Origin of the sequence: Micromonospora sp. NPDC049102, assembly GCF_043197485.1 — a bacterium.
Lineage (GTDB): Bacteria > Actinomycetota > Actinomycetes > Mycobacteriales > Micromonosporaceae > Micromonospora.
The window spans coordinates 1-23,085 of the sequence record NZ_JBICTE010000052.1; the positions used below are offsets into that span (position 1 = coordinate 1).

At 71.7% G+C, this 23,085-nt stretch carries 21 protein-coding genes; 11 read left to right on the forward strand and 10 right to left on the reverse strand.

Annotated features, from left to right (window positions below; translation table 11 throughout):
• Positions 1-138 precede the first annotated feature (138 nt).
• From ACGFH9_RS30005 to ACGFH9_RS30030, 6 genes are read right to left on the reverse strand one after another with little or no spacing between them, the layout of a single operon-like run.
• A complete protein-coding gene (locus tag ACGFH9_RS30005; protein ID WP_393225983.1) occupies positions 139-882 on the reverse strand; it encodes an aldo/keto reductase in 744 nt (247 codons plus the stop codon).
• A gap of 19 nt (positions 883-901) precedes the next feature.
• Positions 902-2,233: an LLM class flavin-dependent oxidoreductase gene (locus ACGFH9_RS30010; protein ID WP_393225986.1), complete on the reverse strand. Its 1,332-nt coding sequence runs from the start codon at positions 2,231-2,233 to the stop codon at positions 902-904.
• 2 nt (positions 2,234-2,235) lie between these two features.
• Positions 2,236-2,973 (reverse strand): ABC transporter ATP-binding protein, encoded by a 738-nt coding sequence (locus ACGFH9_RS30015; protein ID WP_393225989.1) that lies wholly within the window; start codon positions 2,971-2,973, stop codon positions 2,236-2,238.
• Complete coding sequence (locus ACGFH9_RS30020; protein ID WP_393225992.1) at positions 2,949-3,785, reverse strand: ABC transporter permease; 837 nt, start codon at positions 3,783-3,785, stop codon at positions 2,949-2,951. Before ACGFH9_RS30020 ends, ACGFH9_RS30015 begins: the two co-directional genes overlap by 25 nt.
• Complete coding sequence (locus tag ACGFH9_RS30025) at positions 3,782-4,846, reverse strand: ABC transporter substrate-binding protein (protein WP_393225995.1); 1,065 nt, start codon at positions 4,844-4,846, stop codon at positions 3,782-3,784. Before ACGFH9_RS30025 ends, ACGFH9_RS30020 begins: the two co-directional genes overlap by 4 nt.
• A 9-nt stretch (positions 4,847-4,855) precedes the next feature.
• The gene (locus ACGFH9_RS30030) at positions 4,856-5,359 is read right to left on the reverse strand and encodes a flavin reductase family protein (RefSeq protein WP_393225997.1); all 504 of its coding nucleotides are present in this window, start codon (positions 5,357-5,359) and stop codon (positions 4,856-4,858) included.
• Positions 5,360-5,956: 597 nt separating this feature from the next.
• Here ACGFH9_RS30030 and ACGFH9_RS30035 point away from each other — a divergent pair.
• The 11 genes from ACGFH9_RS30035 (at position 5,957) to ACGFH9_RS30085 (ending at position 18,268) form a co-directional block, all read left to right on the forward strand.
• The gene (locus ACGFH9_RS30035) at positions 5,957-6,820 is read left to right on the forward strand and encodes a DUF1684 domain-containing protein (protein WP_393226000.1); all 864 of its coding nucleotides are present in this window, start codon (positions 5,957-5,959) and stop codon (positions 6,818-6,820) included.
• 35 nt (positions 6,821-6,855) lie between these two features.
• Entirely contained in the window at positions 6,856-7,389 is a 534-nt protein-coding gene (locus ACGFH9_RS30040; protein ID WP_393226003.1) for a flavin reductase family protein, read from the forward strand.
• A 461-nt stretch (positions 7,390-7,850) separates the two neighbouring features.
• Positions 7,851-9,497, forward strand: coding sequence for an ABC transporter substrate-binding protein (locus ACGFH9_RS30045; protein ID WP_393226006.1), 1,647 nt, complete (start codon positions 7,851-7,853; stop codon positions 9,495-9,497).
• A 1-nt stretch (position 9,498) separates the two neighbouring features.
• Positions 9,499-10,434 (forward strand): ABC transporter permease, encoded by a 936-nt coding sequence (locus ACGFH9_RS30050; RefSeq protein WP_393226009.1) that lies wholly within the window; start codon positions 9,499-9,501, stop codon positions 10,432-10,434.
• A gap of 4 nt (positions 10,435-10,438) precedes the next feature.
• A complete protein-coding gene (locus ACGFH9_RS30055; protein ID WP_393226012.1) occupies positions 10,439-11,329 on the forward strand; it encodes an ABC transporter permease in 891 nt (296 codons plus the stop codon).
• Positions 11,329-12,972: a dipeptide ABC transporter ATP-binding protein gene (locus ACGFH9_RS30060; protein ID WP_393226015.1), complete on the forward strand. Its 1,644-nt coding sequence runs from the start codon at positions 11,329-11,331 to the stop codon at positions 12,970-12,972. The genes ACGFH9_RS30055 and ACGFH9_RS30060 overlap by 1 nt, the downstream gene beginning before the upstream one ends.
• Entirely contained in the window at positions 12,969-14,177 is a 1,209-nt protein-coding gene (locus ACGFH9_RS30065) for an LLM class flavin-dependent oxidoreductase (protein WP_393226018.1), read from the forward strand. Before ACGFH9_RS30060 ends, ACGFH9_RS30065 begins: the two co-directional genes overlap by 4 nt.
• 15 nt (positions 14,178-14,192) lie before the next feature.
• The gene (locus ACGFH9_RS30070; protein ID WP_393226021.1) at positions 14,193-15,548 is read left to right on the forward strand and encodes an NtaA/DmoA family FMN-dependent monooxygenase; all 1,356 of its coding nucleotides are present in this window, start codon (positions 14,193-14,195) and stop codon (positions 15,546-15,548) included.
• Positions 15,549-15,611: 63 nt separating this feature from the next.
• Entirely contained in the window at positions 15,612-16,025 is a 414-nt protein-coding gene (locus tag ACGFH9_RS30075) for a GNAT family N-acetyltransferase (protein ID WP_393226024.1), read from the forward strand.
• A 28-nt stretch (positions 16,026-16,053) separates the two neighbouring features.
• Positions 16,054-17,121 carry an LLM class flavin-dependent oxidoreductase gene (locus tag ACGFH9_RS30080; RefSeq protein WP_393226027.1) on the forward strand — a complete coding sequence of 356 codons (1,068 nt, stop codon included), beginning with the start codon at positions 16,054-16,056 and terminating at the stop codon, positions 17,119-17,121.
• Positions 17,122-17,140: 19 nt separating this feature from the next.
• Positions 17,141-18,268, forward strand: a complete 1,128-nt coding sequence (locus ACGFH9_RS30085; RefSeq protein WP_393226028.1) for an LLM class flavin-dependent oxidoreductase — start codon at positions 17,141-17,143, stop codon at positions 18,266-18,268.
• A gap of 27 nt (positions 18,269-18,295) precedes the next feature.
• Here ACGFH9_RS30085 and ACGFH9_RS30090 read toward each other — a convergent pair whose 3' ends face one another.
• The 4 genes from ACGFH9_RS30090 to ACGFH9_RS30105 form a co-directional block, all read right to left on the reverse strand.
• Positions 18,296-19,156 (reverse strand): TauD/TfdA dioxygenase family protein, encoded by an 861-nt coding sequence (locus ACGFH9_RS30090; protein ID WP_393226031.1) that lies wholly within the window; start codon positions 19,154-19,156, stop codon positions 18,296-18,298.
• Complete coding sequence (locus tag ACGFH9_RS30095) at positions 19,153-19,362, reverse strand: hypothetical protein (protein ID WP_393226034.1); 210 nt, start codon at positions 19,360-19,362, stop codon at positions 19,153-19,155. Before ACGFH9_RS30095 ends, ACGFH9_RS30090 begins: the two co-directional genes overlap by 4 nt.
• A gap of 298 nt (positions 19,363-19,660) precedes the next feature.
• A complete protein-coding gene (locus ACGFH9_RS30100; RefSeq protein ID WP_393226037.1) occupies positions 19,661-21,952 on the reverse strand; it encodes a tetratricopeptide repeat protein in 2,292 nt (763 codons plus the stop codon).
• A 189-nt stretch (positions 21,953-22,141) separates the two neighbouring features.
• On the reverse strand, positions 22,142-22,867 hold the full coding sequence (locus tag ACGFH9_RS30105) for an alpha/beta fold hydrolase (protein ID WP_393226040.1): 726 nt from the start codon (positions 22,865-22,867) through the stop codon (positions 22,142-22,144).
• Positions 22,868-23,085: the final 218 nt, after the last annotated feature.

The following is a 23,085-nucleotide window of genomic DNA, read 5'->3' on the forward strand; positions in this document are numbered from 1 at the left end:
AGAGGGTGTCGAGGTCTTGCGTCACAACATGATCATCGGCACCCTCCCTTCATGCCCAGACATCGACCCCTGACATCGGAACTACTCGTCTAGGCTGGGAGGGGTAGGTCGGGAGGGGAAAGCCGCGCGCTCGGCTGCTCATCGGGCCGGTCCGGCGACGCGAGGCGGTGACCCGCCGCGTCGGCGGCCAGCCGGATCGGTCAGCGACGGTGGCTGGTAGCCGGCGTCGGCGGGGTTCAGGGTGGTGCCGGGCGGGACGATGGCGTCGATGCGATCCAGGACGTCCTCGGACAGGGTCACCTTGGCGGCACCGAGCTGGGACTCCAGGTGTGCCAGCGTGCGCGGCCCGATGATCGCCGACGTGACCGCCGGGTGTTCCAGGACGAAGGCGATCGCGAGGTGGATGAGGGAGAGTCCGCCCTCGTCGGCGAGTGTGGCCAGTTCGTCGACGGCGGTCAGTGTGGCGGCGTTGGCGGGCAGGGTCTCGTCGAAGTCGGTGTCCGGCTCCGGCCGGTGCGCCTGGTAGAGGTCGATCCAGTCGGTGCCCAACCGGCGCAGGCTGTTCTCGACCGATCGGACGATCCAGCGGCGCGAGTTGCCCCGGTGTTGCGGGTTGTCACCGACCTGGCCGTGGAACTTGGTGGCCAGGAAGACGTCGTCGCGTCGCCCGCCGGCGACGGCCTTTCCGACGATCTCCTCCGACTCGCCGTTGGAGTAGACGTCCGCGGTGTCGATGGCGTTGATGCCCTCGTCGAGGGCCCGGTGGATGATCCGGATGCCGTCCTCGTGGTCCGGGTTGCCCCGTTGTCCGAAGTTCATCGCGCCCAGGGTCAGGGAGCTGATGCGGACGCCGGTGCGTCCGAAGGGCCGTTGGTCGACCATGGCTTCTCCTTCGCGTGGGTCAGCGGGACGCGCTGGTGAGCTGCCGGGTGAACTGGTTCGTCGGTCGGGGCAGCCCGTAGTGCTCGCGCAGGGTGGTCCCGGTGTACTCGGTGCGGAACAGCTTGCGGCGTTGCAGGATCGGCACCACGTGGTCGACGAACGTCTCCAACCCGGACGGCAGCACGGGAGGCATGATGTTGAAGCCGTCGGCTGCGCCGCCGTGGTACCACTGCTCGATGGCGTCGGCGACCTGCTCCGGTGTGCCGGCGAAGGTGCGGTGTCCGCGCCCGCCGCCGAGCCTGCCGATGAGTTGACGGACGGTGAGCCGTTCCCGTCGGGCCAGGGTGACGATCAGTGTGTAACGGCTCTTGGCGCCCTCGATCTCGTCCTCGCTCGGCAGGTCGGCGGGCAGTTCCTTGTCCAGGTCGAGGTCTTCGGCGGCGACCCGCAACGTCGTGGCGAGCTGCTGCCGGGCGTACTCCGGTTTGATCAACCGGTCGAGCTCCTCTTCCAGCGCGCGGGCCTCGGCCTCGGTGGACCCGATGGCCGGCACGATGCCCGGCAGGATCTTGATGGTGTCCGGGTCGCGGCCGACCCGGGCGGCACGCTGCTTGAGGTCGCGGTAGAACGCCTGCGCCTCACTCAGCGTCTGCTGGGCGGTGAAGACGGCCTCGGCGTGGCGGGCGGCCAGGTCCTTGCCGTCCTCCGACGACCCGGCCTGCACCAGCAGCGGATAGCCCTGGGGTGAGCGGGGAACGTTGAGTGGGCCGGCCACCTTGAAGTACCGCCCGGAGTGCTCCGGCGGATAGAGCAGCTCGTCGTCGCCCCACCGCCCGGCGTCCTTGTCGCCGAGCGGCGCGGCGTCGTCCCAGCTGTCCCAGAGCTTCTGGGCCACCTCGATGAACTCGGCTGCCCGCTCGTACCGGTCCCGGTGCGCCGGCAGGTCGTCCAGGTTGAAGTTCCGGGCCGCCTTCTCGCCGGCGGTGGTGACGATGTTCCAGCCGGCCGGGCCGCCGCTGATGTGGTCCAGCGACGCGAACCGGCGGGCCAGGTTGAACGGCTCGTTGTACGTCGTCGACGCCGTCGCGATGAGCCCGATGCGGCTCGTCGCTCCGGCGAGGGCGGTGAGCAGCACGGTCGGCTCCAGCGTGCCGCCCGGCCGTCGACCGATGCTGTTCCACAGCACCGGGCTGTCGGCGAGGAACAGCGAGTCGAGCTTGCCGCGCTCGGCGATGCGGGCCAGGCGTGTGAAGTGCTCGACGTCGGTCTGCGCGAACGGGTCACTCTCGGGCAGCCGCCAGGCCGCCTCGTGGTGGCCGACGCCCATGAGGAACGCGTTGAGGTGCAGCATGCTCATCCTTCCGTCTGGTCGACGCCGAGCGCCCGCAGCAGGGTTTCGCGGTACGCGAGGAACTGCGGCTGCCGGTACGACCTCGGTGTCGGCAGGTCGATGACGAGGTCGACAGCGATCCGGCCGCTGTCCAGCAGCAGGACCCGGTCGGCCAGCGTGATGGCCTCGTCGACGTCGTGTGTCACGAGCAGCACCGTGGGTCGGTGCCGGGCATGGAGTACGCGCAGCAGGGCGTGCATGCGCAGCCGCGTCAGCGCGTCCAGCGCGCCGAACGGCTCGTCGGCGAGCAGCAGGTCCGGCTCGGACACCAGCGCCCGGGCCAGCGCCACGCGTTGCTGCTCGCTGCCGGACAGCTCATTGGGCCAGGCCCGCTCCCTGCCGGCGAGGCCGACCTCGGCGAGGGCCGCACGGCCGCGCTCCCTGGCGTCCGGCCCGCGTAGGCCGAGGACGACGTTGTCCAGTACGCGCTGCCACGGCAGAAGTCGGGCGTCCTGGAAGACGACCGAGGAATTCTCCGGTACGTCGACCAGCCCCGAGCCGGTGGCGTCACCGTCCAGGCCGGCGAGCGCACGCAGCATGGTGCTCTTGCCCGAGCCGCTGCGACCCAGCAGCGCGACGAACTCGCCCGTGCCGATCTCCAGGTCGAATCCGTCGAGGATCACCCGGTCCCCGAATCCTCGCGCCAGACCCTGCACGCGTACGGCGCGAGATGCGGTCAGTCCGCCAGCGTGCGTCGCCACGACAGCGCCCTCCTCTGCGCGAGCCGGACGGCGCCATCGGACAGCAGTCCGAGCAGTCCGTACAGCACGAGTCCAACGATGATCACGTCGGTCTGGCCGTACTCCCGGGCCAGCTCCATCATGTAGCCGATGCCGCTCGTGGAGTTGATCTGCTCGACGACCACCAGGGACAGCCATGCCCCGACGACCGCGAACCGCATGCCGAGCAGGAAGCCGGGCAGTGCGCCGGGCAGCACGATCCGGCGGATGAAGGCGGTACGCCGCAGCCGTAGCGACTCACCCAGTTCGACGTACCGGCTGTCGATGGTGCGCAGCCCGTTGTGCGTATGTATGTAGACGGGCACGAACACGCCCAGCGTGATCGTGATGACCTTCATCTGCTCGCCGATGCCGAACCAGAGGACGAGCAGCGGAAGCAACGCGAGAGCCGGGATGGCCCGCTTGATCTGGATCGGCCCGTCGAGGATCGCCTCGCCCCACCGGCTCAGACCGGCGAGCACGGCCAGCACCGTGCCGGCGGCCGTGCCGATGGCGAGGCCCAGGCCCGCCCGTTGAGCCGAGATGGCCAGGTTGTCCTGGAGGCGACCGTCGGCGATGAGGTCACCCGCCGTGATCACCACGGTCCAGGGCGCCGAGAGGGTGCGGGGGTCGATCCAGCCGACGGCCGAGCCAGCTGCCCACACCGCCAGCAGCAGGGTCGGACCGATCGCCGCCCCGAACGGGATGGGGCGGCCCGGCTTGAGTCGGCGTCGCGGCCGGCCGGCGAGAGCGGCGGCGGTCGACCGGGGTCGGGTCGGTGCCGAGACGGTCATCGGGCACTCCCGGCGGTCAACGCCTGCGCGCCGACCGACTCGTACCGTCGGTCGTACAGGTCCTCCGCCCGGAGGGGCTTGTTGCCGGTCTCCTGCGCGAGCAGGTCGATGGTCTCCTGGTGCCGGGCGATGGCCTCGGACCAGCTCGCCGGGATGTCGGCCACGCCGCTGTTCTGGACCAGCCACCTGCCGTCGTCGGCGGTGAGGCCCTGGTCCTTGACGTAGTACCGCTCGATCCACTCGTCCGGATTGGCCTCGCGCCACCGCCAGGCCCGCGCCCACGCCTGCGCGTACTCGCGGATCGCCGCCGCCTTCGCCGGATCACCGAGCACCGTGACGGGTGCGTAGAGGTGGCCGGGGTCGTCGCGCAGACCGTGCGCGATCGTCGTCGCGCCGTCCCGGCTGTACTTGGTGTCGTACCTCTTGATCTGCACTCCGCCGATCGGCGCGACCTCGACCTGGCGACTCGCGAGCGCGGTGTTGTAGACATCGCCGGTGCTCGGCAGCTCGACCAGCTTGACGTCCTTCTTGGTGAGGCCGGCCTTGTGGAGTACCCGCAGGACGAGCGCCCCCTGCGCCTGTCCCGGGCTGTACGCGATCTTCTTCCCAGCGAGGTCGGCGAGGGTGGCGACCGTGACGCCCGGTGCGATGCCGAGCCGGTAGATGGCGTGGTTGAGCGGGTCCTGGCGGAATTTCGAGGCCACGATCTTCGTGGGGATGCCCGTCCAGTGCGAGTGGATCGGCGGGATGTCCGCCACCGCCCCGACGTCCAGCGCCTTCGCGCGGAACGCCTCCAGGGTCTGCGGGCCGCCGCTGATGTTCGCCCATTCCACCTCGAAGCTGAACGTGTCCGCCTCGCCGGAGAACTCGATCGCCTTCTGGTGCTCCTTGTCCCCGACGACGAGCTTGGTGCCCTTCGGCACGGCCTGTGGCAGTGGAGCGTCCAGGGCCAGCGCCGCGGCTGGAGTGTCGTCACCGGCGCAGGCGGTCAGGCCCAGCGTCACCGCGCCGAGGGTCGCGGACAGGAACGCCCGACGGTCCAGGAGGGATGATGAGGTCACTGACAACTCCTACGTCGCTGCTTGCAGGGCGGCGTAGCGCCCCATGTGGTAGAGCAGAAGCGCGCCGTCACGGTGACTGGCGAGCAGCGGCTCGGCGATGACGATGACGTGGTCGCCCGCGGGCACCCGTTGGGTCACGCGACACAGGAGCCAGGCGACCGGCTCGTCCAGTAGCGGCACCCGGTGCGGCCCGTATCGCCACGCCGGATGTGCGGCGAACCGGTCGATGCCGCTCGTCGCGAAGGTCCGCGCGACGTCCTCCTGGTCGTCGCCGAGCAGGTGCACCGCGACGTGCTCCGCGTCGGCGATCGTCGGCCAGCTCGACGACGATCGGGCCAGGCAGAACGACACCAGCGAGGGGCGTAGTGACACCGACGTGAGCGAGGTGACGGTGCTCCCGACCGGTGGCTCGCCGGCGGCGGTGACCACCGCGACCGCGGCAGCGTGCCGGCGTAGAAGGGCGCGGAACATGGTCGGGTCGACCGGGGTCACGGGTTCGGTGATGACGGTCATGGCTGTCCTCCTGGGTCGACGAAGACAGCTGCGTGCCGCCACGAGCGCGCGTGGACGTCAGGGCGGCGAGCAACCGTCGATCGGTGCGAGGAGTCGGCTGCCGGTCGTCGTCGAGCCGGCGGCGCGAGTGGAAACAGAGAGGAGCGCGGGCTCAGCGGCAGCGGCCGCAGGCGGCGGTCCAGCCACGGCAGCATCCCCGCGACACCGCGATGGCGGTGCCCTGAAGCAGGGTGTGTGGGCTGGTCACGGATACGACGCTAACCCACAATTCCTATGTTTCAAGTAGGGTTTCAGGCGCTGGGACCCGCCCGGCCGACCGGCCACCCCGCCGACCTGCCCGCGAACGTGCGGTGCCGCCTGGCTCCAGGGGCTTGAAATCCTACTTGTCTGGTAGGAAAATCGGTCCATGCTGCTTGTCCGGCTGTTCACCTCCCGCCGGGTCGTCGACCTGATGCGGGTCGCCGCGCAGCTCTGTCGCGTGGCCGCCCTTCCGGCCTGAGCAGGCGATCTCCGCCCGCCGGCTGTCGTTCCGCCGGCTCGCGTCCGGCACCTTCGCACCCGTTCCGAGTGGTCGTACGCCAACGAGAGGGATCGGTCATGACAATTGATCTCACAGGGTCCGCACCCGCCGACGCCGCCCAGTCCGCTCGGGCGTTCGCCGCGGACTGGCAGGAGTGGCACCGCCGGCACGAGGAGGCGCGGGCGGACCGCCACGGCTTCCTCGCCGTGGCCGGACTGCACTGGCTCACCACGGAGCCGCAGCGGTTCCCCGATGTGCCCGGCGAGTGGCACACCGGGCCGGCCGGGCCGGTCGTGACCATCGTCGACGACGAGGAGATCGTCGTCGACGGCCGGCGCGCCCGGGAGCGGCATGAGTTCGGGCCGATCGCCGAGCGCGCCGGCGTCACCGTGGAGATCGACGGGGGCGTCCTCGAGGTGGCCCGGCGGGCTGGGCACGACATCCTTCGACCTCGACGTCCCGATCACCCGCCGCGGAGGGGCTACCGGGGCACCGCCACCTACCCGCCCGCCGAGCGGTGGGTGCTCCACGGGCGGTTCGTGCCGTTCGACCGTCCCCGACCGACCACGGTCGGCGCTGCCGTGGAGGGGCTCCACCACGTCTACGACGCGCCGGGTCGGATCGAGTTCAGCGTCGACGGGCTGCCGCTGAGCCTGACCGCGTTCAACGGTGCGACACCCGGCAGCCTGTCGGTGCTGTTCACTGACACCACGTCCGGCGTCACCACCTACGGGGCCAACCGGTCGCTGGCCGTCGGGGCACCGGACGAGCAGGGCCGGGTGATCCTCGACTTCAACCGGGCCGTCAACCTGCCGTGCGCGTACACCGACTTCGCGACCTGCCCGCTGCCACCGGCGGAGAACCGGCTGCCGGTCGCCGTCGAGGCCGGCGAGAAGATTCCGTTCGAGCGGCTGACGGCCGACCCCGCCGCCCGCTCCTAGCGCTCCGCGCCCCCACCCCCTCGGGAGGAACGCCCATGACCTCGTCCACCGACGACCCGACCGACGCCGACGTCGACGCGCTGCGCAGGTTGCTGCGCCACCAGGCCAGCACCGTCACGGTGGTCACCGCCCCCGGTGCGCCGCCGGTGGGCTTCACCGCGACATCGTTCACGTCGGTGTCCCTGACGCCGCCGATCGTCTCGTTCTGCCTGAATCTCGGCTCGTCCACATGGCCGACGCTGGCGCAGGCGCGACACGTGGCGGTGCACCTGCTCGCGCACGGTCAGCAGGAGTTGGCCCAGACGTTCGCCACCAGCGGGATCGACCGCTTCGCCGCTCCGACCCGCTGGCGGCCCGGGCCGAACGGGCTGCCGATCCTCGACGGCGCCCTGGCCTGGCTGGTGTGCCGGGTCGTCGACCGGGTGGTCGTCGGCGACCACGTGGTCGTGCTGGCCGAGCCGGAACTGCTCCGGCACGCCGACGTCGGCTCACCGTTGCTCTACCACCGGGGCCGCTACGCCGGCCTCGCGGACACTCCGGACGGCGCGGCCCGTCGCGCCGCCGCCTGACCGCATCGGGCCGAGATCTTCCGCCGGTCGCGGTGACGTGTCCGGCGGACCGGTCCCGGCCCGGCGCGGGTCCAGGTCGACCCGCCGGACACATTCCCTCTAAATCCTATAGCCTTAGTAGGTAATGCGTCAACGAATCGGCGTCCCCACGTGCGATAGCCGACATCCATCGACCGATGTGTTGACACCGATCCGCGCGGCGAGTGGACTCGGCTCATGTCCAGCGAGCTGCGGCTGACGATCCGCGGCCACATCGACTTCGGTCGGGTGTGGTCGAGTTCCTGTCTGGCCTGACCGGCACCCCGCTCACCCGGCCCGCCGCACCGGCCCGCCGAGGTGGGGCTCACTGCCGAGCCGACCGCCGAGCCATCACGCACCGACACCGTGACCGACCCGCGCCCACCGCGCCGGGCCGGGTGTCGGCGTACCCCGTACCGCCTGCCTGGACAGGAGACCTCGCCATGCCCGCCAACCGTCTGCGAACCCTCGCCGCCGCCGCGCTCGCCCCGCTGCTCGCCGTCGTCGCCGGCTGCTCCACCGGTGCCACGCCGGCTGCCGAGGCCGCCGGCCAGCCCCGCTCCGGCGGTGGCCTCACCTGGGCCGTGGAGACCGAGCCGATCACCCTCAACCCGCACCAGTACGCCCAGGCCAAGGCCCGCCTGCTGGTCTGGAACACCTTCGAGGCCCTGCTCACCTACGACAAGCAGGGCAAGCTGGCACCCTGGTTGGCCACCGGCTGGCAGGTCGCCCCGGACGGGTTGTCGTACACCCTGACACTGCGCGACGGCGTCACCTTCTCCGACGGCACGCCCCTGGACGCCACGGCCGTAAAGGCCAACATCGACAAACTCCGCGAACCCGGGTACGCCGCCGCCGTCGCCGCCGTGCAACTGCGCAACCTCAAGGCCGTCGAGGTCGTCGACCCGCGCACCGTACGGCTCACCCTCACCACCCCCGACGTGCTCATCCTCGACTTCCTGGCCTCCCCGCAGGGCGCCCAGATCTCGCCGAATTCCCTGCGCGAGGCGAAGAACCTCAAGGCCGGCGGTGTCGACGTGGTCGGCACCGGACCCTTCGTGCTGGACCGCTACGTCGCCGGTCAGGAGCTGCACTACCGGCGTAACCCCGGCTACGACTGGGCGCCGCCCACCGCGACGCACACCGGCCCCGCCTACCTCGACGAGATCACCTACCGCTTCCTGAAGGAGTCGGCGGTGCGCGTCGGCGCACTCACGTCGAGCCAGGTGCAGGTCATCGAGGGCGTGCCCGCCACCGACCAGCCGCTGGTCACCGGCAACCGGGCGCTGCGCCTGACCCGGGAGCTCAACTCCGGCTCGGCCTACTCCTACTACTTCAACACCTCCCACCCGCCCTTCGACGACCTGCGGGTCCGCCGGGCGTTCCGTGAGGCCGTCGACGTGGACACCGTGCTGCGGTCGGTCTACCGGGACACCGCGACCCGCGCCTGGAGCGTCATCAGCCCGTCCAGCCCGCTCTACGACAAGCGGCTCGACGGCAGCGCGTACAGCGGTGACGCCGCCAAGGCGAACAGCCTGCTCGACCAGGCCGGCTGGACCGACCGGGACGCCGACGGCTACCGGGTGAAGGCCGGCAAGCGGCTCACCGTACGGCTCGTGCAGTCCGCACCCTTCGTCCGCGACCGACGCGACGTGCTGGCGCAGGCCGTGCAGGCGGCCGTCAAGCAGAGCGCCGGCATCGACCTGAAGGTGTCGCTCGTCGACCAGGGCACCGCCACCGACGCCATCCAGCGCAACGAGTACGAGGTCTTCGACAACTCGCGGGCCGACACCGACGCCGGGGCGGCACTGAACCTGCTGCTGCACTCGAAGGGCGGCATCAACCGCACCCAGATCAACGATCCCGGGATCGACCGGCTCCTGGAGGCCGGTCAGGCCGCCGTGGACCCGACGAAGCGGGCCGGCATCTACGCCGACCTGCAGCAGCGGGTCGTCGTCGAGCAGGCCCTGTTGCTCCCGTTGTACGCGCCGGCCGACCAGATCGCCGCCAGCACCGGCGTCGGCGGTGTCCGCTTCGAACCCACCGCCGGGGTGCCCGCCAGCGCGTACGACCTGTGGATCGGGAAGTGACATGAGCAGCCCACCCGTGCGTACCGTGGCCCGCCGGCTCGGCGCCGGCCTGGTCGTCCTCTGGGTCGCGGCCACCGCCGCCTACCTGGCACTGCTGGCCGCCCCCGGCGACACCGTGGACAACATCGTCGGCGATGGCGCGGACACCCCGCAGATCCGCGCCGAGATCATCGCCGACTGGGGCCTGGACCGGCCGGCCGTCGTGCAGTACCTCGACTACCTCGGGCGGTTGGGCGGCGGCGACCTGGGTCGCTCGTACCTCCTGCAACGACCCGTCACCGAGGTGATCGGCGAACAGCTCGCCCCCACCCTCACACTCGCGGTCGCCGCCGCCGGGCTCGGGGTGCTGCTCGCCCTGCTCATCGCGGTGGCCACCGCCGGGAACCGGCGACCGTGGCTGCGCCGGCTCAGCTCCGGCACCGAACTGCTGCTGGTCTCCACCCCGTCGTTCCTGATCGGGCTTCTGCTGCTCAGCGTGCTGTCGTTCCGGTTCGGTTTCTTCCCGGTGTCGGGTGACCAGGGCGTCGTCGCGTTGGTGCTGCCCGCCGTCACCCTCGCGCTGCCCATCGCCGGGCTGCTCGCCCAGGTGCTGCGTGACGGCATCGACAAGGCGCTCGACGAACCGTTCGTGCTCACCGCGCGGTCCCGGGGTGTACGGGAACGAACGGTCCTGGTGCGCCACGCGTTGCGGCACGCCGTCCTGCCGGCTGTCAGTCTGGCCGGCTGGGTCTTCGGCATCGTCATCGGCGGCACCGTGATCGTCGAACAGGTCTTCGGTCGACCCGGCCTCGGCCAGGTCACCCTCGCCGCGGTCACCACCCGGGACATGCCGGTGGTCCTGGCCGTGGTCACTCTCTCCGCCGCCGGCTACGTCGTGGTCAACACCACCGCCGACCTGGCGTACCTGCTTGTCGACCCGCGTCTGCGAAGGAGCTGACCCGATGACCGTCACCCTGGGCCCTCCACTCACCGACGCGCCCGCCGGGATCCTCGTCGACCCGACCGAACCGGCCGTACGCCGACGCGCACGACCGGGCCCCGGTCTGCTCGCCGCCGGGGCGTACCTCGTCCTGCTGGTCGTCGCCGCGGCCTGGCCGGCGGCGCTGGCCCCCGACGACCCCCTCGCGGCCGATCCACTCGCCGTGCTGCGTCCGCCCGGTGCCGGGCACTGGTTCGGGACCGACCACCTCGGCCGCGACGTCCTGACCCGGGTGGTGCACGGTGCCGGTCACTCGCTCACCATCGGTGTGGCCGCGACCGCGATCGCGGTGACCGGCGGAGTGCTCCTCGGCCTGCTCGCCGGGCTCACGCACCGGCTCGCCGACGAGGCGCTCAGCCGTACGTTCGACGCGTTGTCGGCGTTCCCCATGCTGCTGCTGGCGCTGCTGTTCATCGCCATCGCCGGCCCCGGAACCGCCAGCCTGATCGTCGCCATCGGCATCGCCACCCTCCCACACCACGCCCGTGTGGTCCGTGGTCAGACGCTCGTCGTACGCCGCTCCGGCTTCGTCGAACAGGCCGTCACCTTCGGGCAGTCCCGGCCTCGGCTGGTGCTGCGGCACGTGCTGCCCAACGTGGTCGGCCCGGTGCCGGTGCTCGCCGTGATCGGGCTCGGTGAGGCGATCCTGGCCGCCGCCGGGCTCAGCTTCCTCGGCATGGGCCCCCAGCCGCCGTCACCGGAGTGGGGCGCGATGCTCTCCGAGGGACGCAACTACCTCCAGGTGGCCTGGTGGATCAGCATCGTCCCCGGCCTGGCCGTCACCGCCACGGTGGTCTCGCTGACCGTCGTCGGCCGGCACTGGCAGGCCCGCTTCGACGGGCGGCGACGCTGATGGGCCCGCTGGTCACGGTCGAGGACCTGCACGTCGACTTCGACACCCCGACCGGTCAGGTGGCCGCGGTGCGCGGGATCAGCTTCACCGTCGAGCGTGGCGAGTGCGTGGCCGTCGTCGGAGAGTCCGGCTCCGGCAAGAGCGTCACCGCCCGTACCCTGGTCGGTCTTGCCGGCCCGGGCGCACGGGTCCGCGCCGCCCGGCTCGAGCTTGCCGGCGAGGACGTGCGGACGCACCGCCCACGGGACTGGCGGCGGGTCCGGGGCCGCCTCGCCGGGCTGGTCCTCCAGGACGCGCTGGTCTCCCTCGACCCGCTGCGCACGGTGGGCGCCGAGGTCGGCGAGGTGCTCACGACCCACGGCATCGTCGGCCGACGGGAACGGGCCGGTCGCGTCGCCCACCTGCTCGACCTGGTCCACCTGCCGGAGCCGCAGCGTCGGGCCCGACAGTATCCCCACCAGCTCTCCGGCGGGCTGCGACAGCGAGCGCTGATCGCCTCGGCGATCGCCGGGGAACCGGCGCTGCTCATCGCCGACGAACCGACCACCGCGCTGGACGTCACCGTGCAGGCCCAGATCCTGCGGCTGCTGGCCGAACGGCGGGCCGCCGGGGTGAGCCTGCTGCTGATCAGTCATGACCTGGCGGTGGTCGCCCAGGTCGCCGACCGGGTCCTGGTCATGCGCGACGGTCGCATCGTCGAGGACGGGCCAACCGACCGGCTGCTGCGGGCACCGGAGCACCCGTACACCCGGCAGTTGCTGGCCGCAGTGCCGTCGGCGTCGTCGCGGGGCCGCCGCCTCGCCGCCACGGCCACGGTCGCGGGCGCCCGGGCGGCCCTGCCCGCCCGCGGCGAGGTCCGCCCCGACGACCTGGTACTCGACGCGCGCGGGCTGACCAGAAGGTACGGCGAGCACACAGTCGTCAGCGACGTCTCCTTCTCCGTCGCCCGTGGCGAGACGCTCGGGCTGGTGGGGGAGTCCGGCTCGGGCAAGAGCACGGTGGCGCGGATCGTCGCCGGCCTGCTCGATCCCGACGGCGGCACCGTCACCTTCGAGGGAATGCCGTGGTCCGCCGCCCGCGAACGGACCCGCCGCCCGATGCGCCGCCGGCTGCAACTGATCTCGCAGGACCCACTCAGCTCCTTCGACCCCCGCTACACGGTCGGCCAGGTGATCGGGGAGAACCTCGACCCCGACGTCGACCGGCGGGACCGGCGCGACCACGTCGTTGACCTGCTGCGTCGCGTCGGTCTCGGGCCGGACCTGCTGGACCGGCACCCCCGACGGCTCTCCGGCGGGCAGCGGCAGCGGGTCGCCATCGCCCGCGCCATCGCCCCCCGACCGAGTCTGATCATCTGCGACGAACCGGTCTCGGCGCTCGACGTCTCCGTCCAGGCGCAGGTCCTCGACCTGCTGGCCGAGCTACGCGCCGCCGACGGCACCGCGCTGCTGTTCATCTCCCACGACCTGGGCGTCGTGCACCACCTGAGCGACCGCGTGCTGGTGATGCACGACGGCACGGTGGTCGAGCAGGGACCGGTCGGCGACGTCTTCACCTACCCCCGACACGACTACACCCGATCCCTGCTCGACGCGCTGCCCACGCTCGTCGCCGCCGGCCGACCGCAGGAGGAACACCCATGACCGGAAAGACCCTGCACCTGGCAGTCGCCCTCGACGGCCTCGGCTGGCATCCCGCCGCCTGGCGTCTGTCCCGCGCCGACGCGTCGGCACCGCTCACCGCACGCTACTGGGCGGCCCTCGCCGGGGAGGCCGAACGCGCCACCCTGGACCTGCTCACCTTTGAGGACAGCCTCGACCTCCAGTCGACGCGACCGGACGGCCCCGACGGCCGGGCCGACCAGCTCCGCGGACGCCTCGACGCGGTGCAGATCGCGGCGCGGTTGGCCCCGCTGACCCGGCACATCGGGCTGGTGCCGACCACCAGCACCACCCACACCGAACCGTTCCACCTCGCGACCGGCGTGGCCACCCTCGACCACCTCAGCGGCGGCCGGGCCGGCTGGCGATCCCGGGTCTCCGCCCGGCGCGCCGAGGCCGGTCACTTCGGTCGCCGGGAGATCCCCGCCCTGGATCCGACCCGGCTCGACGACCCGGAGGTCGTCCGACTCGTCGGTGACCTCTTCGCCGAGGCCGGCGACGCGGTGGAGGTGGTCCGCCGCCTGTGGGACAGCTGGCAGGACGACGCCGAGATCCGGGACGTCGCGAGTGGACGCTTCGTCGATCGGGAGCGGCTGCACTACATCGACTTCGTGGGTCGGTGGTTCTCCGTCAAGGGCCCCTCCATCGTGCCCCGCTCGCCGCAGGGCCAGCCGGTCGTGGCCGCGCTGGCGCACTCGTCGGTGCCGTACGCCTTCGCCGCCCGGCACGCCGACGTCGTCTTCGTCACCCCGACCGACGCCGCGCACGCCGCCGCGATCGTCGCCGAGGTCCGGGTGGCTGAGGCGGCCGTCGGCCGGACCGAGCCGCCGCTGCGCGTGTTCGCCGACCTGGGTGTCCTGCTCGACGAGTCGCCGACCCTCGCCCGCCGGCGCGGCGCCCGTCTCGACGAGCTGCACGGCCAGGAGTACCGGTCGGACGCGGCCACCTTCACCGGAACGGCGGCCGACCTGGCGGACCTGATCGCCGCCTGGCAGCACTCGGGTGTGGACGGTTTCCGGTTGCGCCCCGCCGTGCTTCCCCACGACCTGACCCTGATCACCCGTGCGCTGGTGCCCGCGCTGCGGGGCCGGGGTCTGTTCCGCCTCGGATATCCCGGCGGGACGCTGCGTGACCTGCTCGGCCTGCCCCGACCGGCCAGCCGGTACGCCGTCGCGGCAACCGCCTGATCCCTGGAGACCGTCATGCCGAAGCAGATCATCCTGGCCGCGCACTTTCCCGGCGTGAACAACACGACGGTGTGGAGCGACCCCGACTCCGGTAGTCAGATCGACTTCTCGTCGTTCGTCCACCTGGCCCGTACCGCGGAGCGCGGCACGTTCGACTTCCTCTTCCTCGCCGAGGGGCTGCGCCTGCGCGAGCAGCGTGGCCGTATCCACGACCTGGACGTGGTGGGCCGCCCGGACACGTTGACCCTGCTGGCCGCCCTCGCCAGCGTCACCAGTCACCTCGGGCTGGCCGGCACCCTGAACACCACCTTCCGCGAGCCGTACGAGCTGGCCCGCCAGTTGGCCAGCCTCGACCACCTCTCCGGCGGGCGCGCCGCCTGGAACGTCGTGACCACGTCCGACGCGTTCACCGGGGAGAACTTCCGCCGGGGCGGTTACCTCGACCGCTCCCTGCGCTACGAGCGGGCCGCCGAGTTCGTCCGGACGGCCCGCGAGTTGTGGGAGTCCTGGCCGGCCGAGGCGATCGTGGGAGACCGCGACGGCGGACGGTACGTGACGGAGGCGGACCCTGGCGCGTTCGCCCACCACGGCGACCAGTTCGACATCGCCGGGCACTTCACCGTGCCGCGCAGCCCGCAGGTGCATCCGGTGATCCTCCAGGCCGGTGACTCGCCCGACGGACGGGAGTTCGCGGCGTCCAGCGCCGACGCGATCTTCTCCCGGCACGGCACGCTGGAGGACGGCCAGAAGTTCTACCGGGACGTCAAGTCCCGTCTGGCCCGGCACGGCCGCCACCCCGACGACCTGAAGATCATCCCCGGGGTCACCTTCGTGCTCGGTGACACCGACGCCGAGGCGCAGGAACGCGCCCACCACATCCGCCGCCAGCAGGTCAGCCCACAGACCGCGATCCTGCTGCTGGAACAGCTGTGGAACCGGGACCTGTCCGCGTACGACCCGGACGGCCCGCTGCCCGCCGAGGACCCGGACGTGAGCGCCGACGCGATCAGCCGGGGCCGGGCCGGCATGTACCCGGACCCGCTCGACACCGCCCGTCGGTGGCGTGCCCTGGCCGAGGAGAAGGGCCTGGGAATCCGCGATCTGATCATCGAGGTGACCGGCCGGCAGTCGTTCGTCGGCACCCCTCGGCAGGTCGCCGACCGGATGAACCACTTCGTCCAGTCCGACGCCGCCGACGGGTTCATCCTGGTGCCACACCTGACCCCGCGCGGTCTCGACCAGTTCGTCGACCAGGTCGTCCCACTGTTGCGGGAACGCGGCGTCTTCCGCACCGAATACACCGGCACCACCCTGCGCGACCACCTCGGTCTCGGCCCCGCCCGCCCGTCCGGCCGCGTCGGTGCGGCGTGACCACGCCCGTCACGGTCTGCCGCCGGCGGTGGGACGACCCGGACGCCAGCCCTGCGGTCGGGGATGACCGCCGAACTGCGCCACCGGTACGCCGACCGTCCCGCCGACCCGATCCACCTGCCCACGGCCCAGGTGCTCACCCCGACCTCGGTGGCGTGGACAGGCGTGGCGTACACGGCCGACGCCACGCCGGTCGGGCACGCCGCCATGCGGTGGCACGGCGCCGACCTGGAACTCAAGCGGATGTACGTCCCGCCCGCCCACCGGGGGCGCGGCATCGCCGAGAGCCTGCTCGACGCGGCCCGGGAGGCCGCCGGTCAGCTCGGCGCGGTACGGATCGTGCTGCAGACCGGTGACCGCCAGCCCGACGCGATCCGCCGGTACGAGCAGGCGGGCTACCGGCCCGTACCGGTCTTCGCCCCGTACGACACCCTGCCCTACTCGCGCTGCTTCGCCCTGGCGGTGCGCCGCCCATGATCTCAGTGCCGGAAGCGACGGTCCCCGCATGAAGTTCCTGCTGATCACCCTGATCACCCACCTGCCCGACCCGGTCACCGGTCGACGCCCCAGCACCAGCGAACGGTTCCGGGAGGTGGTCGACACGGCCGTCCTCGCCGAGGAACTCGGCTTCGACGGGTACGGCGTCGGCGAACGGCACGAACGGCCCTTCATCTCCTCCTCGCCACCGGTGGTGCTGAGCCACATCGCGGCCCGTACGTCGACGATCCGCCTCTTCACCGCCGTCACCACGCTCAGCCTGCTCGACCCGGTCCGCGCGTACGAGGACTACGCCACCCTCGACCACCTCTCCGGCGGCCGACTCGAACTGATCATCGGTAAGGGCAACGGCGCCGCGCAGGCCCAACTGTTCCACGTCACGGCCGAGGATCAGTGGAACCGGAACCGGGAGGGCTACGAGCTGTTCCGTCGACTCTGGCGGGAGGACAGGGTCACCTGGTCGGGAACGTACCGGCCGTCGCTGACCGAGGCCGAGACCTGGCCGCGCCCGCTGCAACAGCCCATCCGTGTCTGGCACGGCAGCGCCACCAGCCGGGAGTCGGTCGACCTGGCCGCCCGCTACGGCGACCCGATCTTCTCAGCGAACGTCACCAACACCATCGAGTCGTACGCGGAACTGATCCGCCACTACCGGGACCGCTGGGTGCACTACGGCCACGACCCGGCCGACGCCCTGGTCGGCGCCGGTTCGGCCGGCTTCTACGTGACGCGCACCTCGCAGGAGGCGATCGAGCGGTACCGGCCGATCTTCGACGCCCGGGTCGCCGCATTCCGGCGGTTCGGCCTGCCGACGGTCTTTCCCACCATCGAGGACGCCATCGAACGCAGCTCGATCCTGGTGGGCAGCCCGCAGCAGATCGTCGACAAGGTGCTGCGCTACCACGGGGAGTTCGGCCACGAGGTCATGCACCTCCAGGCCGATCACGATGGGCTTACCGACAAGCAGCACCGAGAGAGCCTGGAGCTGTTCCAGGCCGAGGTGGCGCCGGTGCTGCGGCGAGAGATCCCCAGCCGCCCCTTCGCGCCGGCGGTGACCGCCACACCGGCGGTTTGACATCAAACGGGAGACCACCATGCCATCGACGCCACTGTCCGTCCTCGACCTGTCGCCGGTGCCCGCCGGGGGTACCGTCGCCGACGCTCTGCGCAACACCGTCGACCTGGCCCGCCGGGTCGAGCAGGCCGGCTACCACCGCTACTGGCTCGCCGAGCACCACCTCGCCGCGGGCGTCGCCAGCTCGGCGCCCGCAGTGCTCATCGGGCAGGTTGCCGCAGCCACCAGCGTGCTCCGCGTCGGCTCCGGTGCCGTCCAGCTCGGTCACCGCACGGCCCTGTCGGTCGTCGAGGAGTTCGGCACCCTCGCCACGCTGTATCCCAGGCGGATCGACCTCGGACTCGGTCGTTCCGGGCAGCGGCGCGTCGAGGCGGCCCGGGCACACACCGCTCCTCCGACCGTGCCGCCCGTCGAGGCCCGGGTCGTCGACGGCCTGCTGATCCCGCCGCCGTTCTCCTACGCCAGCGTGCTCGCCTCACCGCGCTTCGCGCTGGCCAGCGCACTGCTGCACCAACCGGGCGCGCAGCCGCCGACCTTCGCCGACCAGGTGGCCGACGTCCTGGCCCTGCTGCGCGGCGACTACACCGACGAGAACGGTCTGGACGCGCACGCCGTACCGGGGGAGGGCACCGACCTCTCGGTGTGGCTGCTGGGCAGCAGCGGCGGTGAGAGCGCCCAACTCGCTGGCGCGCTCGGCCTGCCGTTCGCCGCGAACTACCACGTGAGCCCCTCCTCGGTGCTCGACGCGGTGACCGCCTACCGGGCCGCGTTTCGACCCTCGGCGGTGCTGGCCCAGCCGTACGTGGTGGTCTCCGCTGACGTCGTCGTCGCCGACACCGACGAGGCGGCACGTCGCCTCGCCGCGCCGTACGGGCCCTGGGTGCGCAGCATCCGCAGCGGTGACGGCGCGATCCCGTTCCCACGCCCGGAGCAGGCCGCCGCGCTGCCGTGGACCGACGAGGACCGTGAACTCGTCGCCGACCGGGTGGACACCCAGTTCGTCGGGTCGCCCGGGACGGTCGTCGAACGGCTGCGCGTCCTGCGCGACGTCACCGCCGCCGACGAACTGCTGATCACCACGATCACCCACGCGCACGGCGACCGGGTCGGCTCGTACGAGCTGCTCGCCAAGGAGTGGCGGGACTGACGACGTCCGCGCGCCGGTGAGGGATCGTCAATATCGAAGGTCCTGCGGTCCGCGCGGGACGTCCCCGCGCAGGGTGATGCGATGCATGACCCGCCGTTCGGATCCGTAGTCGCGGTTGGCGTAGTGAGCCGTGCTGCGGTTGTCCCAGAGTGCCACGTCGCCGGGGCGCCAGCGGTGCCGCACGATGTGCTCCGGCTTGGTGAGGTGGGCGTAGAGCAGGTCCAAAATGGCCCGACTCTCGACGTCGGAGACCCCGACGATGTGCGAGGTGAAGCCGGGGTTCACGAAGATTCCCTTTCGGCCGGTCTCGGGATGAACCCGGACCACCGGGTGCTCGACCGGGTCGAGCCGGGACACCGGCTGGCCCTCCCACACGTTGCCCCCGCGTTGGGCCAGGTAGTAGCCGAACTCGCGGGTGCCGTCGTGAACGGCGGTGAGGTGGTCGACGAGTCGTCGTACGGGCGCACTGAGCGAGTCGTACGCCAGCTGCGCATCGGCCCAGTTGGTGTCGCCGCCGGTCGGTGGGAGGGTGACCGCCCGCAGGATCGAGCCGAGTGGCGGCCGCTTCATGAAGGTGACGTCGGTGTGCCACACGTCGGCGAAGCCATTGTCGGTGCTGTCCAGGGCGTACACCTCCGGGTGGGCTGCGTCGACGCCACCGACGACCGGATGCGAGGCGGTCAGTTCGCCCATTCGGTGTCCCAGGCGTACCTGAGCGTCGTCGTCGAGGCGCTGGTCGCGGAGGAAGAGCACCTTGCGGTCGACCAGGGCGGCGCGGAGAGCGACGATCTCCTCGTCGCTGGCGGTGGCCAGGTCCAACCCGTGCACGAGGGCGCCGAAGTGTGGCCCCAGCGGTTCGAGGTCGAGTTGCACGAGCACGGTGGTCATCTGGATGCTCCTTCGCTTCGGACGGCGTGCCCGATCTCGGCTCGCAGTGCGGCGTACTCGGGCAGGCCCCGCAGGTCGTCCGGTGTGACGCCGGTGCGCGGCAGGTCGACGGGCAGGTCCAGGACGATCCGGCCGGGGCGCGGGCTGAGTACCACGACCCGGCTGCCCAGGAAGACGGCCTCGTCCACACTGTGGGTGACGAACACCGAGGTCCGACCGGTTACGGTGCTGACCGCACGCAGGTCCTCCTGGAGGCGCTCCCGGGTCAGCGCGTAGTCACCTACTTTCCCTATCGCGTAGATAGGAAATGAGCAAGGGAGAGATCGAGGGGTGGGAGCGCCGCTGGCCCTACCCTGGATAGTGCGCTCAACCCGGCCGCTCGGCATCGCGGCGCGAGTGACCTGTTGCTGGAGCGTCTCGGGCTGGCATCCGACGTGCACTGGCCGAGGCCGGAACGCATCGAGCGGCTGCGCCGGAGTCACTGCGGCGTGACCCGTCGTCGGGTTAGGGCGGGTCGGCGGCCGCCGTCGCCTGCCGCAGGGCAGCGTACGTCTTGAGGGTGTCGGGGTGATCGGGGCCCAACAGCCAGCGCTGCGCAGCGAAGGCCTGCGTCAGCAGGGCGACGGCTTCTGTTGAACGACCAACGGTGAGATACGCGCCGGCCAGCTTGAACCGCGAGTGCGAAGTGTCGGGATGGTCCGGGCCGAGCAGCGCCAGCCGGCTCGCGAGGGTCGCCTCGTAGAGCTCAATCGCCTCGGCCGGTCGATCGGCGTGCTCGTACCCGCCGGCCAGGTTGTGCTGCGACTGCAGGGTGTCGGGGTGGTCCGGGCCGAGCACCCTCACTCGGGCCTCGAGATTGCGTTCGTAGAGGTCGATCGCCTCGGACAAGCGGCCGACCGCGCGATAGCAGCCGGCGAGGTTGTTCCGCGAGCGCAGGGTTTCGGGGTGTTCGACACCGAGGATCTGTGCGCGGTGTGTCAGAGTCTGCTCAGCCAAGGCGATCGCCTCGTCGTGGTGTCCGAGTTCTCGCAGACCGACCGCGATGTTGCTCGCGACATCGAGAGTTTCCGGGTGGCTGGGGCCGAGGCGCTGCTCGCGGGCCTGCAGAACGGCGCGGGCGGTGGCGATCGCCTCCACGAAACGGCCGGTGGACCAACACCCGCCGGCGACACCGTAGAGCGACGTGATGGTGTCGGGGTGGTCCAGGCCGAGGCTGCTCTCACGTAGCTGCAACGAGTGACGGTACAGCGCCAGGGACGCCTCGTATCGGCCCTGCCCGCGGTGATACGAGGCGCCGCGCATGAGCACCTCGGCGGTGCGGTCGGCTGTCTCGGCGCTCAGCGTTTCTGCGTGCTCGCCTCGCAGGCGCGCCGCCAGGGCGTCGATGTGCGGGGCCAGCTGCGCCCACCGAGGCCACTGGGCGACGGTGGTCTCCGGGTCGCCGACGGGCTGGGCCCCCTGCAGCAGCGCGACGGCGTCCGCCAGCGACCGCTCGCCGGGCTGGCTGAGGCGGATCACCGTCTGCACCAGCCGATGCATACCGATGGCCGGGCCCGACCGACTGATCAGGCTGTAGGACGCCGCGGTGGTCAGGGCCTCCTCGACCGACAGCGCGTCGGCCAGCGGATTGAACAGATCTACCGGGATGTGATCGGCACCGAGATAGGCCGCGACGCCGAGCAGGCGGGCGGCGAGCGGATCGTCGGCGGTCACCGCGTCGAGAGACACCTGCCAGGTGCGGGCCACCAGATCGTCGCTCGGGTAAGCCATCGCTGGCGCGCCCAGGATGCGGCTCGGCTGTTCGGCGAGCCAACGGCGGTATCGCGCGATGCTCACGTGCGGCCGCTCGACGAGGTACGCGGCGGCGTGCGCCAAGGCGAGCGGCAGGCCGCCCAGCTCGTCGACGAGCAGTTCGGCCTCGGTCCGCTCAGCTTGCCGGCCGGTGCGGCGCAGCAGCAGATCGAGGCCGATGCCGGCGGTCAACACCGGGAGCGCCAGCGGCGCGAGGCTCAACGTGCTCCAGTCCAGGTAGCGGCGGCTCGTGACGATGACCCGTCCGTTGGACCCGGTCGCCAGGACCGGTTCGATCGCGGCGAGATCGACCACGTTGTCGAGGACCAGCAACCAGCCGTCGTGCGTGGCGAGCCACCGACGTGCCCAGGCGGCCGTGTCGTCGACGCTCGTCGCCGCAGACCACTGCGGGGCGAGGGTACGGGTCAGCGCGGCCAGCCCGGTGGCGATGTTCTCCTCCGAGTCGGCGCTGATCCACCACACGGGGTTGTATCGCTGCCGGTGTGCGTCGGTGAACTGCAGGGCCAGCTCTGTCTTGCCCACCCCGCCGAGACCGTGCACGGCCGGGCCGATCACCAGTCCCCGGTCGGCACCGCCGAGGATCTCATCCAGATGCCCCAGCGCGTCGTCGCGACCCAGGAACAGGCCGGCGGGGCGGCGGGGCAGGTTCGACACGTCGGCCGGTGCTGGCCCTGCGCTGGCGGCGATTGGCGGGTGAGCGCCATGCAGGCTGTCCTGCTCCCGGTGCTCCTGCAACGCTTCCCAGGCGAGGAGGAAGTCGTTCGGGTCCTGGCCGCAGTACGACACGTAGGCGATCACGGTGTCCCACGTCGGCAGCACGTCGCCACCAGCCGCCTCGGACAGAGCGGTCCGGGAGCGTCCGGTGTGCCGGGCCATCGCCTGGTAGGTCGGATTTCCTGCCCGCCCGCGCAGCGCGCGTAGGGTTGCGGCGAAGGCGTGCAGAGGACTGAGCTCCGGAAACAGGGCGCGCTCGGGGCGGGGCATGCGGCGCTCCAAGTACTCGACCGGTCGACTGCCGTGACGAGATGGTAACGGTTGGTAAGGCCGCCGCCACCCTGGGAGGATCGACGAACGCGGAACGGTCTGGCGTCCCTACGCCCGACATGCCACGGTGTGCGCCGGTGACGGGACCAGCATCCGCCCGTGACGGCCTTATCCGCCGGTGCCGGCGGTCTACTCGTCCAACACGGCGTCGGCGAACCTGGTCACTGACGCCAGCCAGAGGTCGGGGCAGGCCCGGTGGGCGCAGTGCCCGCCGTCAATCTCGATGAACCGGTTCGCTCCGACCAGCTGCCGGAGCCGGGTGCGCGACGCCGACAGCGCGCCGCCGGTGCCGGCGGGTGGGGTGAGTACTGCGATTGGCACGGCGGCGTCCGTGACCAGCCGGCCAAGGTTCCAGCGCGGCCGGCTGGCGACTGCGGCCCCGATGCCGGCCAGGTCGGCCGCGCTGGCCCCGTCCACGGCATTGGCGACGTCCTCGTCGGCCCACCGCGGATGCAGCCGTCGGACCCGCCGCAGGGCCGCATCCCGGTCTGCGGGTGGTACCTCCCAGGCGTCGGGCATCCGGTCCGGCGGGTCTTCGAGTACCAGAGCCCGGACCCTCCGCAGCCGTCCCGCCGCGAGCAGAAGTGCCACGACCGCGCCCAGGCTGTGCCCGGCGAGCAGGTCGACTCGCTCCGGTAGACGCTCGGCGGTCAGCGTCGCGAACCGCTGCAGGCTGAACGGGCCGTCCAGCCGGGGAGTGTCGCCGTGGCCGGGCAGGTCGATCGCGTACACCCGCCAGCCCTGACCGGCCAGCGCCGGCCCGATCCGCCACCAGGTCGCCGCGGTAGCCATCGCCCCGTGCAGCAACACCACCGTGCCCCGTCCGGTTCCGTCCGGTTCCCACAACACGTGCACACGACCTCCGTCGTCGGGCCGTTCTGGTCCATCGGCGGTCACCACGCTGCCGTCCGCGGCTGGTTGTCCGTCGCGATACCCGGACAACGACGGCCGTCCGTAGAACTGAGCGCACTGGCAGATCCACCTAGTACTGCTACGGAGGTTCGTTACTTTTGGCGGCTTCGAGTCGTTTGCGGTAGTGGCTGGCTTTCGCTTGGGCTTGCCGGTGACGGCGC

Excerpts from the sequence above, each read along its gene's own strand:
- ACGFH9_RS30085 (WP_393226028.1), top strand. The coding sequence starts at position 17,141 with ATGCCATCGACGCCACTGTCCGTCCTCGACCTGTCGCCGGTGCCCGCC.
- ACGFH9_RS30060 (WP_393226015.1), top strand. The coding sequence starts at position 11,329 with ATGGGCCCGCTGGTCACGGTCGAGGACCTGCACGTCGACTTCGACACC.
- ACGFH9_RS30035 (WP_393226000.1), top strand. The coding sequence starts at position 5,957 with ATGACAATTGATCTCACAGGGTCCGCACCCGCCGACGCCGCCCAGTCC.
- ACGFH9_RS30070 (WP_393226021.1), top strand. The coding sequence starts at position 14,193 with ATGCCGAAGCAGATCATCCTGGCCGCGCACTTTCCCGGCGTGAACAAC.
- ACGFH9_RS30080 (WP_393226027.1), top strand. The coding sequence starts at position 16,054 with ATGAAGTTCCTGCTGATCACCCTGATCACCCACCTGCCCGACCCGGTC.
- ACGFH9_RS30055 (WP_393226012.1), top strand. The coding sequence starts at position 10,439 with ATGACCGTCACCCTGGGCCCTCCACTCACCGACGCGCCCGCCGGGATC.
- ACGFH9_RS30075 (WP_393226024.1), top strand. The coding sequence starts at position 15,612 with ATGACCGCCGAACTGCGCCACCGGTACGCCGACCGTCCCGCCGACCCG.
- ACGFH9_RS30100 (WP_393226037.1), bottom strand. The coding sequence starts at position 21,952 with ATGCCCCGCCCCGAGCGCGCCCTGTTTCCGGAGCTCAGTCCTCTGCAC.
- ACGFH9_RS30010 (WP_393225986.1), bottom strand. The coding sequence starts at position 2,233 with ATGCTGCACCTCAACGCGTTCCTCATGGGCGTCGGCCACCACGAGGCG.
- ACGFH9_RS30065 (WP_393226018.1), top strand. The coding sequence starts at position 12,969 with ATGACCGGAAAGACCCTGCACCTGGCAGTCGCCCTCGACGGCCTCGGC.
- ACGFH9_RS30090 (WP_393226031.1), bottom strand. The coding sequence starts at position 19,156 with ATGACCACCGTGCTCGTGCAACTCGACCTCGAACCGCTGGGGCCACAC.
- ACGFH9_RS30005 (WP_393225983.1), bottom strand. The coding sequence starts at position 882 with ATGGTCGACCAACGGCCCTTCGGACGCACCGGCGTCCGCATCAGCTCC.
- ACGFH9_RS30050 (WP_393226009.1), top strand. The coding sequence starts at position 9,499 with ATGAGCAGCCCACCCGTGCGTACCGTGGCCCGCCGGCTCGGCGCCGGC.
- ACGFH9_RS30020 (WP_393225992.1), bottom strand. The coding sequence starts at position 3,785 with ATGACCGTCTCGGCACCGACCCGACCCCGGTCGACCGCCGCCGCTCTC.
- ACGFH9_RS30030 (WP_393225997.1), bottom strand. The coding sequence starts at position 5,359 with ATGACCGTCATCACCGAACCCGTGACCCCGGTCGACCCGACCATGTTC.
- ACGFH9_RS30040 (WP_393226003.1), top strand. The coding sequence starts at position 6,856 with ATGACCTCGTCCACCGACGACCCGACCGACGCCGACGTCGACGCGCTG.
- ACGFH9_RS30045 (WP_393226006.1), top strand. The coding sequence starts at position 7,851 with ATGCCCGCCAACCGTCTGCGAACCCTCGCCGCCGCCGCGCTCGCCCCG.